The following is an 8,149-nucleotide window of genomic DNA, read 5'->3' as shown; positions in this document are numbered from 1 at the left end:
CTCGAACATCACGGTGAGCGAGGGACCGGTCGGCCCCACGAGCCCGCCGCCGACCACGAGCAGCCCGCCGCCGACGAGCAGCAGCCCGCCCCCGACCCAGGGCGGCGGAGCGTGCCGGGTGAGCAACGCGCTCAACGCGTGGAACAACGGCCTGACCGACAACATCACCATCACCAACACCGGCACGACGGCCATCCACGGTTGGTCGCTGAAGTTCAACCTCGCGTCCGGGCAGAACATCACCTCCGGCTGGAACGCCACGTACTCGCCGACCAGCGGTCAGGTGACCGCGACCAACGTCAGCTACAACCCCGACATCCCACCGGGCGGGTCGACCACGATCGGCTTCCAGGCCACCCACTCCGGCAACACCGCCGCACCGAGCGGGTTCAGCCTCAACGGCGCCGCCTGCAGCAGCTGACCCTGCCGTCCGGGTCCGGCCCTCCGGACCGGGCACAGCGCAGCCCCCTGACCGGCGGTCAGGGGGCTGCCTGCTGATGATGGGGGCGGAGGGTGTGGGATTCGAACCCACGAAGACATCGCTGCCTTACCGGTTTTCAAGACCAGCGCCATCGGCCACTAGGCGAACCCTCCCGGACGCGTCCCCGCGGGGTACGCGACCGTGCCTAGTCTGCCACGGACCGTTCCCCGCCGAGCCGGGGCGTCCCACCCCCGATGGCAGGATGGGCGCGTGTGGGAAACGCCGGCAGTGGTGCTGATCAGCGGGATCATGGCGGCCGGAAAGTCCACAGTGGCCGAGGCGCTGGCCCGGCGGCTGCCCCGGTCGGTGCACCTGCGCGGGGACGTGTTCCGCCGGATGATCGTCGGTGGGCGGGCGGAGCTGACCGCCGAGCTCTCCGACGAGGCGTGGCGGCAGCTCCGGCTCCGCTACGACCTCGCCGCCGCCACGGCCGACCGCTACGCCGCCGCGGGCTTCACCGTCGTACTCCAGGACGTGGTGCTCGGCGCCGAACTGCCGGCGATGGTCGACCGGATCCGGCACCGCCCGCTCGCCGTGGTGGTGCTCGCGCCGCGCGCGGACGTGGTCGCCGCCCGCGAGCGGGACCGGCCCAAGCAGGGGTACGGCGACTGGCCGGTGGCCGAGCTGGACGCCGGGTTCCGCGCCGACACGCCCCGCATCGGGCTGTGGCTGGACACCTCGGCGCAGACTCCGGCGGAGACGGTGGACGAGATCCTGGCTCGGGCGTGGCCGGAGGGACGGATCGGGTAAGACTGGGCCATGCGCGCGATGACGATCCCGAAACCCGGCGGACCCGAGGCCCTCGTCTGGTCGGAGGTGCCCGATCCCCGGCCCGGCCCCGACGAGGTGGTCGTGGACGTACGGGCCAGCGCGGTGAACCGGGCGGACCTGCTGCAACGGCAGGGGCACTATCCGCCGCCGCCGGGCGCGCCCGCGTACCCGGGGCTGGAGTGCTCCGGGGTGGTGAGCGAGGTCGGCTCCCAGGTCACCGGGTGGGCGGTCGGTCAGGCGGTGTGCGCGCTGCTGGCCGGCGGCGGGTACGCCGAGCGGGTGGCCGTGCCGGCCGGGCAGTTGCTGCCGGTGCCGGCGGGGGTCGACCTGGTCGACGCCGCGGCGCTGCCGGAGGTGGCCTGCACGGTCTGGTCGAACGTGGTCCAGCTGGCCCGGCTGGCCAAGGGCGAGACGCTGCTGGTGCACGGCGGCGGCAGCGGGATCGGCACGTTCGCGATCCAGCTCGGGGTGGCGCTCGGGGCGACCGTGGTGGTGACCGCGCGGGCCGGGAAGCACGCGCGGCTGCGCGAGCTGGGTGCCGCGCACACCGTCGACTACCGCGAGCAGGACTTCGTGGCGGAGGTCCACCGGGTCACCGACGGCCGGGGCGCGGACGTGATCCTCGACATCATGGGCGCCGCGTACCTGCCGCGGAACGTGGCGGCGCTGGCCACCGGCGGCCGGCTGGTGGTGATCGGCATGCAGGGCGGCCGCAAGGGTGAGCTGGACCTGGGCATGCTGCTGATGAAGCGGGCGTCGGTGCACGCCACGGCGTTGCGGTCCCGCCCGCTGGACGAGAAGGCGGCGATCGTCCGGGGCGTACGCGAGCAGGTGTGGCCGCTGATCGAGGCCGGCACGGTCCGGCCGGTCGTGCACGCCCGGGCGCGGATGGCCGACGCCGCCGACGCGCACCGCCTGGTGGAGACCAACGACCACGTCGGCAAGGTCCTGCTCACCACCTGACGTCCACCGCCCACCGCCCCCCGTCCACCGGGCGCTAATTCCCGGAAATAGTGGCCTCCCGGGGCGGGAATGGCCACTCTTTCCGCGAAAGAGCGTCCGCGAGAGAGCGCGGAGCTGCGGTGCGCGGCGGCGCGGTCAGGCGTCCGGTGGGCGGGGCAGCATCAGGCGGGCGCCGGGGCCCTCGGCGGCCAGCGAGTCGCCCGGGTTGTAGAGGGTGCAGCGCTGCAACGACAGGCAGCCGCAGCCGATGCAGCCGTCCAGGTCGTCGCGGAGCTTGCCGAGCAGCCGGATCTTCTCGTCCAGCCGGTCGCGCCACGCCCGGGACAGCGCGGCCCAGTCGTCGGGGGTGGGCGTGCGCGAGGACGGCAGGGAGTCCAGCGCCTCCTTGATCTCCTCCAGCGACACGCCGACCTGCTGGGAGATCCGGACGAACGCCACCCGGCGGAGTTCGGCGCGGGCGTACCGACGCTGGTTGCCGCCGGTGCGCTCGGCCCGGATCAGCCCCAGCCGCTCGTAGTAGCGCAGGGCGGAGGCGGCCACCCCGCTGCGCGCGGAGAGCTGGCCGATGGTCAGGGTTGCTTCGTGCATCACAGGGCCTTGAGTTGAAGTGAGCTTCAACTCCGAGGCTATCCGCATGACGACGACGACCGCCACCGACCCCGCCCTCCTGAGGGCCCTGCTGGACCGGGTCCGCGCCGGACGCGACTTCGGCCCGAACGTGTACTCGACCCTGGACGTGCTCCAGGTGCTCTACGACCGGGTGCTCCGGATCAGCCCAGACACCGTCGACGACCCCGACCGGGACCGGTTCCTGCTCTCCAAGGGGCACGCCGTCGCCGGCTACTACGCGCTGCTCGCCGCGAAGGGCTTCATACCGGTGGCCTGGCTGGACGACCAGGGCGGCCCGGACAGCCGGCTCGGCGACCACCCGGACCGGCTGCTGGTGCCGGGGGTCGAGATCGGGTCCGGCTCGTTGGGGCACGGCCTCGGGCTGAGCGTGGGCACCGCGCTCGGCCTGCGCGCCCAGGGCCGCCCCGACCCCCGGGTGTACGTGCTGCTCGGCGACGCCGAACTGGACGAGGGCTCCAACCACGAGGCGATCGCGTACGCCGGGGCGACCGGCCTCGGCAACCTCACCGCGGTCGTGCTGGACAACCGGTCGGCGAGCCATGGCTGGCCGGGCGGCGCGGCGAGCCGGTTCACCGTCAACGGGTGGACCGCGGCGACCGTCGACGGCCGCGACCACGACGCCCTGCACACCGCCCTCACCAGCCACGACCACCACCGGCCGCACGTCGTCGTCGCGGTCGTCACCGACAGCGGGGAGTGACCATGCGGGAGACCTTCGTGACCACCGCCACCGAGTTCCTGGACGATCCGCGGACCGCGGTCGTGCTGGCCGACATCTCCGCCGCGGCGTTCGCCCCGGCCGCCGCACGGCATCCCGAGCGGGTGCTCAACGTCGGCATCCGGGAGCAGCTCATGGTCGGCGTGGCCGGCGGGCTGGCGCTGACCGGGCTGCGCCCGATCGTGCACAGCTACGCGCCGTTCCTGGTCGAGCGGGCGTACGAGCAGATCAAGCTGGACCTGGACCACCAGGGCGTCGGCGCGGTGCTGGTCAGCGTCGGCGCGTCGTACGACCGGGCGGCGGCGGGACGGACCCATCTCGCGCCGGCCGACGTGGCGCTGATCGACACGCTGCGGGACTGGACGGTGCACGTGCCCGGGCACCGGGACGAGGTGCCCGGGGTGCTGCGCGAGGTGGTGTGCGGCCGGCAGGACTCGGCGTACGTGCGGCTCTCCACGCAGAGCAACGGGAGCGCGTACCCGGACGCGGGTGACCTGCGGGTGATCCGGGACGCCGGGCCGGGCGCACCGCTGCTGGTGGCGGTCGGGCCGGTGCTGGACCGGGCGCTCGCCGCGGTCGCCGACCGGCCGGTCACCGTGGCGTACACCCATCGGCCGCGCCCGTTCGACAAAGCCGGGCTGCGGGCCCTCGCGGGCACCGAGGTGATCCTGGTGGAGCCGTACCTGGCGGGCACCTCGGCCCGGGTGGTCGGCGACGCGCTGGCCGACCGGCCGCACCGGCTGCTCGCCCTCGGCGTGGGCCGGGCGGACCTGCGCCGGTACGGCTCGCCGGCGGACCACGACCGCTGGCACGGGCTGGACGCCGCCGGGTTGCGCCGCTCGATCGACGCGTTCCTGTCCCCGGCCGGCTGAGCGGGGCGGGACCGGAAGGGCGGCGTCAGCGGGTGGCGGGGCGGCGGCGGGTGCGCTCGCGGGCCAGGATCCAGACCGCCTCGACGCCGTCCTTCCAGGTGATCTTCTTGCCCTCCTCGCGGCCCCGGGCGCGGTAGCTGATCGGCACCTCGTACGGGCGGATCCGCCGGCGCAGCAGCTTGCCGGTGACCTCGGCCTCCATGCCGAAGCCGCGGGACCGGATCTCCAGCGAGCGGTACAGCTCCAGCGGCATCAGCTTGAAGCAGGTCTCCAGGTCGCCGATGTAGGAGTTGTAGAGCACGTTCGCCACGGTGGTGACGCCCTTGTTGCCCATCACGTACCAGAAGCTGTAGGCGCTGTGGCTGCCGAAGGTCCGATTGCCGTAGACGACCTTCGCCCGCCCGTCGAGCACCGGCTCCAGCAGCTTCGGGATGTCCTGCGGGTCGTACTCGAGGTCGGCGTCGAGGATGACCATGTACTCACCCTCGGCATTGTCGACGGCGGTCTTGATCGCCGCGCCCTTGCCCGCGTTGCGCTGGTGCGTGATGACCCGTAGCCGCTGGTCGTCGACCCGGCCGAGGACCTCCCCGGTGCCGTCCCGGCTGCCGTCGTCGACGACGACGAGCTCGATCTCGCAGGGATAGTCCACCGCCAATGCCTGCTTCAGGGCATCCGCTATGCGTTCTTCCTCGTTGTAGACCGGCATGAGGATCGAGAGCTTCACGGGTTCTCCACGGTGGCGACGGTAAGTCGGCCCTAGCCTAACCTGGCCGGTCCTCGCCTCGGTGAGTGCAGCGCCCGGAGCTTTGTCAAGACCTGTGCTGAATGTCGACGTGAGCGGGGGCGGCCGCCCTCCGGAACGGCCGCCCCCGCCGGCTCACCCCTGCTTGAACGGCACCACGATCAGCCGGGCCACCCCGCCGTCGCCGTCCTTGGCGCCGGCCACGCCGACCGTCGTGCCGACCTTGATGTCGCCCGACTGCACGGTGTGCCGCCGCTCGATCACCCGCAGCTGGTCGTCGAAGGTCCAGGTCATGGTGAAGCCGTCCGCGGACTTCACGGTCATCTGCCGGCCGTCGATGGCGGTCACCTGGCCGCGCTGCACGGCGACGGTCTTCGTGCCGCCGTCCTTGGTCTGCACCACCACCTCGCCGTGCAGGGTGTTCTTCCGCAGCAGCACCCGGGCCCGGTGCCGCTTGCGCCACTCCTGCCCCTTCCCGCCCCGCTTGTCCTGCGCACCGGCGGAGGCCGAGGGGGCCGGGGCGGCGACCGGATCCACGTCCAGGTCGGCGGCGTCGAGGCCCAGCGCGGCGAGCGCCTGGCCGTCCGCGCCCATGGCGGCGGCCACCTCGACCGCGGTCTCCTTCGCCGTCTCCTGCGCGACCTGGGCGGGTCCGCAACCGGCGAGGCCGAGCGCGGCCGCGGCGAACAGCGCGGTGACGCCGGTGACGATTCCCTGACGTGCCATCGGTTGTCCTCTCTCGTCCGTGGTGACCCCAGCCTCCCGCAGCGCGGCGAGCGGGGCGTCAGGCCGATGTTCGGATCAGGTAAGGATCGGCGGGCAGCCGGACGGTGAAGGCCGCGCCGCCCTCCGGGGCGTGTCCGGCGCGGATCTCGCCGCCGAGCCGGCGGACCAGGCCCGCCGCCAGCGCCAGGCCCAGCCCGCTGCCCACCTTCCGCACCCCGCGGTAGCGCTGGTGCAGCGCGCCGCGCTCGAACGCCACCGCCAGGTCGTCCTCGGTGAAGCCGGGTCCGCCGTCGCGGACCTCGACGACCCCGCCGGCGGCCGGGTCCGCGCCGGCCGGCCCGACCGCGAGCACCACCGGCGCACCCGGGGGTACGACCCGCAGCGCGTTCTCCAGCAGCCCGTCCACCACCTGCCGGATCCGTCCCGGATCGGTGTACGCCGGCACCGGCCCGCCGGGCGTCTCCACCCGGAACGGCACCCCGACCGCCGCGCACCGGTCGGACCAGGTCCGTTCCGCATCGGCGGCGAGCCGGGCCAGGTCGACCGGTACGGGTTCCAGCGGGAAGTCGGCCGCCTCCAGCCGGGCCAGCGCCAGCAGGTCGCTGACCAGCCGGTCCAGGTGCTCGGCCTCGGCCAGCATGGTCCGGCCGGTGTCCGGCACCCCGTCCGGGTCGATCACCCCGTCGGCGAGCGCCTCGGCGTAGCCCCGGATGGCGGTGAGCGGGGTACGCAGCTCGTGCGACACGGAGAGCAGGAACTCCCGCTGCCGTCCCTCGCTGGTGGCCAGCGCGGCGGCCAGCCCGTTGAGGGCGTACGCCAGGTCGGCCACCTCGTCGGGCGGCTCGACCGGCACCCGGACGGCGCGGTCACCGGCGCGCAGCCGGGCGGCGGCGGTGGCGGCGACGCGGATCGGCCGGGCCAGGCGGCGGGCCAGCAGCAGGCCGGCGCCCGCCCCCGCGGCGAGCCCGGCGAGCAGTGGCAACCAGAGGCTGAGCAGCACCTGCCGCCAGGGCCCGGTGGTGGCCCGGGCCAGCACCACCCCGTCGCCCCCGGCGAGCGCCCGCCCCTCCACCAGGGTCCGCCGCCCGTCGACCAGCCGGCGGCCGGAGACGTTACCGCCGGCCGCGACCCGGTTCACCACCGGCCGGGGCAGGCCGGGATGGTCCACCTGGCCGGCCCGGATCAGGTAGACCTCGATGTCCTGCTGGCGGAGCTGGCGGATGAGCCGCTCCCCGGCGGTGTCCCGCTGGCGTACCGCGCGGACGCGCAGCACGTCGGCGGCGAGCCGGGCCTGGGCGGCCAGCGCCGCCTGGTCGCGCCGTTCCGCGCCGCGCACCGCCAGAGGGACCGCGACCAGCGCGGTGACCAGCACCGACACCAGCGCCACCGCGCAGGTGACCAGCACCGCCCGGGCGGTCAGGGTGTGCGCGGAGCGCCGCCGGGGCGGGGCCGGCGGGCGCGCGCCGAGCACCGGCAGCGCGACGGTGGGCTGGTCAGGCATCGGCCGCGTACCCGACGCCGCGGTGGGTGCGGATCACGCTGGCCGGGCCGAGCTTGGCCCGGACCTGCGCCACGTGCACGTCCACGGTCCGGGTGCCGCCGTGCGCCGCGTACCCCCAGACACCGGCGAGCAACTCCTCCCGGGTGAAGACCCGGCCCGGCCGGGCCATCAGGTGGGCGAGCAGGTCGAATTCGGTGGAGGTGAGCTGGACGGGGGTACCGGCGGCGGTGACCGTGCGGCGGGCCGGGTCGAGGACGACCGGGCCGACCACCCGGGGCTGCTCGGCCCCGGACGGCGTCCCGGCGGCGCGGCGCAGCACCGCCCGGACCCGGGCGACCAGCTCGCGCGGGCTGAACGGCTTGGTCACGTAGTCGTCGGCGCCCAGTTCCAGGCCGACGATCCGGTCGACCTCGTCGTCCCGGGCGGTGAGGAAGATGACCGGGGTCCAGTCGCCGGCCTCGCGGAGCTTGCGGCAGATCTCGGTGCCGGCCAGGCCGGGCAGCGCGATGTCGAGCACGCAGGCCACCGGGCGCAGCCGCCGCGCGGCGGCCAGGCCGGCCACCCCGTCCCGTTCCAGGTGTACGCCGAAGCCGTCCCGGGTCAGGTAGAGCCGGACCAGGTCGGCGATGGCCGGCTCGTCCTCCACCACGAGGACGAGCCCGCGCGGCGTGGTGTCGGCGGTCACCGGCCCATGATTACCGACCGACGGCCGCCGGGGACGTCAGGGGAATGTTCGGATCCGGTA

General features: G+C 74.6%; 10 protein-coding genes and 1 tRNA gene. 5 read left to right on the top strand and 6 right to left on the bottom strand.

The window, feature by feature from the left end:
- A partial coding sequence (locus EFE23_RS26905; protein ID WP_199737261.1) for a cellulose binding domain-containing protein occupies nt 1-421 on the top strand: 421 nt, incomplete at its 5' end.
- 86 nt (nt 422-507) lie between these two features.
- Here EFE23_RS26905 and EFE23_RS26900 read toward each other — a convergent pair.
- Nucleotides 508-594 (bottom strand) — tRNA-Ser (locus EFE23_RS26900).
- 97 nt (nt 595-691) lie between these two features.
- On the opposite strand from EFE23_RS26900, the gene EFE23_RS26895 reads away from it, so the two are divergent.
- Together EFE23_RS26895 and EFE23_RS26890 are read left to right on the top strand one after the other, a co-directional pair.
- Nucleotides 692-1,231: an AAA family ATPase gene (locus EFE23_RS26895; protein ID WP_199737260.1), complete on the top strand. Its 540-nt coding sequence runs from the start codon at nt 692-694 to the stop codon at nt 1,229-1,231.
- Nucleotides 1,232-1,240: 9 nt separating this feature from the next.
- Complete coding sequence (locus EFE23_RS26890) at nt 1,241-2,215, top strand: NAD(P)H-quinone oxidoreductase (RefSeq protein WP_123243685.1); 975 nt, start codon at nt 1,241-1,243, stop codon at nt 2,213-2,215.
- Nucleotides 2,216-2,350: 135 nt separating this feature from the next.
- Here EFE23_RS26890 and soxR read toward each other — a convergent pair whose 3' ends face one another.
- Complete coding sequence (soxR, locus tag EFE23_RS26885) at nt 2,351-2,803, bottom strand: redox-sensitive transcriptional activator SoxR (RefSeq protein ID WP_123243684.1); 453 nt, start codon at nt 2,801-2,803, stop codon at nt 2,351-2,353.
- A 46-nt stretch (nt 2,804-2,849) separates the two neighbouring features.
- On the opposite strand from soxR, the gene EFE23_RS26880 reads away from it, so the two are divergent.
- Nucleotides 2,850-3,545, top strand: coding sequence for a thiamine pyrophosphate-binding protein (locus EFE23_RS26880; protein ID WP_123243683.1), 696 nt, complete (start codon nt 2,850-2,852; stop codon nt 3,543-3,545).
- 2 nt (nt 3,546-3,547) lie between these two features.
- Complete coding sequence (locus EFE23_RS26875) at nt 3,548-4,435, top strand: transketolase family protein (RefSeq protein WP_123243682.1); 888 nt, start codon at nt 3,548-3,550, stop codon at nt 4,433-4,435.
- A 25-nt stretch (nt 4,436-4,460) separates the two neighbouring features.
- On the opposite strand, the gene EFE23_RS26870 is transcribed toward EFE23_RS26875, so the two are convergent.
- From EFE23_RS26870 to EFE23_RS26855, 4 genes are all read right to left on the bottom strand, one after another.
- Nucleotides 4,461-5,159, bottom strand: a complete 699-nt coding sequence (locus tag EFE23_RS26870; RefSeq protein WP_123243681.1) for a glycosyltransferase family 2 protein — start codon at nt 5,157-5,159, stop codon at nt 4,461-4,463.
- Between the two features lie 153 nt (nt 5,160-5,312).
- Complete coding sequence (locus tag EFE23_RS26865; protein ID WP_123243680.1) at nt 5,313-5,903, bottom strand: hypothetical protein; 591 nt, start codon at nt 5,901-5,903, stop codon at nt 5,313-5,315.
- Nucleotides 5,904-5,961: 58 nt separating this feature from the next.
- Entirely contained in the window at nt 5,962-7,404 is a 1,443-nt protein-coding gene (locus tag EFE23_RS26860; protein WP_123243679.1) for a sensor histidine kinase, read from the bottom strand.
- Complete coding sequence (locus EFE23_RS26855) at nt 7,397-8,089, bottom strand: response regulator transcription factor (RefSeq protein ID WP_123243678.1); 693 nt, start codon at nt 8,087-8,089, stop codon at nt 7,397-7,399. Before EFE23_RS26855 ends, EFE23_RS26860 begins: the two co-directional genes overlap by 8 nt.
- Nucleotides 8,090-8,149: the final 60 nt, after the last annotated feature.

Origin of the sequence: Micromonospora solifontis (assembly GCF_003725545.1) — a bacterium.
GTDB classification, from domain to species: Bacteria; Actinomycetota; Actinomycetes; order Mycobacteriales; family Micromonosporaceae; genus Micromonospora; species Micromonospora solifontis.
This window is presented reverse-complemented; position numbering and strand designations above follow the sequence as displayed.